This is a genomic window from Mesorhizobium sp. B1-1-5, from assembly GCF_006443065.1.
Classification (GTDB): domain Bacteria; phylum Pseudomonadota; class Alphaproteobacteria; order Rhizobiales; family Rhizobiaceae; genus Mesorhizobium.
Map to the genome: position 1 here is coordinate 1 of NZ_VFWS01000584.1, position 1,106 is coordinate 1,106.

The 1,106-nt window shown below is 64.7% G+C and carries 2 pseudogenes; both read right to left on the minus strand.

Features of this window, described 5'->3' with window-relative positions:
• A pseudogene (locus FJ980_RS33510) lies at window positions 1-800 on the minus strand (urea ABC transporter permease subunit UrtB); the annotation flags it as partial.
• A 106-nt stretch (window positions 801-906) separates the two neighbouring features.
• A pseudogene (locus tag FJ980_RS33515) lies at window positions 907-1,106 on the minus strand (transporter substrate-binding protein); the annotation flags it as partial.

Below are 1,106 nucleotides of genomic sequence, written 5' to 3' on the forward strand. Positions count from 1 at the left end.
AAGGTGATGGCAAGCCCGATCGCCGCAAGCAGCAGCACCGATCCCAGCGAAATGCCGTACCAGATGTTCTGTCCGGCGTCCCACAGGGCCAGCGTCGAATTGATGTTGGCGATTGCCGCTGTCGCCGCTTCCTTCACTGCGCCCGACGCATTGGCCTCTGCCGAGGTGAGCAGCGATACCGCATCGCGGTCGCCGCGCGCGCCGATCAGGGCGATTGCCGCGAGCTTGTCGGCATCCGGCCGATCCGAGCTCAGGATCGACGCGGCACGAGCCTGTTCCAGCAAGGTCTTGACACTGGCGACCGTCTCATTGGCGATCGCAGCGTCGAGCGGCTCGATGTTTGCGGAATCGGGCGTCTTGAACATGGTGTCGGCGGCGGCGAGCCGCACGGCCGGATCCCTGGCGCCAAGCGTCAGCGTGCCCAGCGCATCGCGGATGGTGCGGCGCAGCGTGTTGTTGACCTTGATCTTGGTGATGTCGTCCTTGGCTGCTTCACCGGATGGCTCACCGCTCAGCGGGTCGAAAAGCTGGACCCGTTCGCCGCCTTCCTTGCCGACGAAGACCAGGGAATCGATCTTGCGGATGTAAAGATTGCCATCGGCGAGTGCCGCAAGAGGCCGCTCCACTGCCGGATCGCCGGTCGCCGCCAGGTCGTGAACGACAGCTCCCGTCTCCGAAAAACCCTTGGCGGCGGCGAACTTGGCGATGATGCCACGCAGATCGGCTTCGCCGGCGCCCGATGACGACAGCGTCGCCAGCAAGAACAGCAGTGTCAGGCCAAGTGCGCGGAAAAGGTTCATCGGCGTCAGGCGACTCTTCAGGGTTGAGTTGGACGTCCGGACGGCGAAGGAACCGTCCGGACGCTCGCGGTCATGGGCATGGACCTGAAGGTCCAGCCCGGGAGGATCAGTTTGTGCCCTTGCCGCCGCATTTGCCGGTGGCGACATTGAAGTTGCCGCAGGACAGAGGCGCCCGCCAATCGGAGCTCAAGTCCTTGGAGTCGGGCAGGTAATCCGACCACTCGTCGCCCATCACCAGCCCCGGCGTGCGCGAGACCGTCTCGAACTGGCCGTCGGCCTGGATTTCACCGATCAGCACCGGCTTGG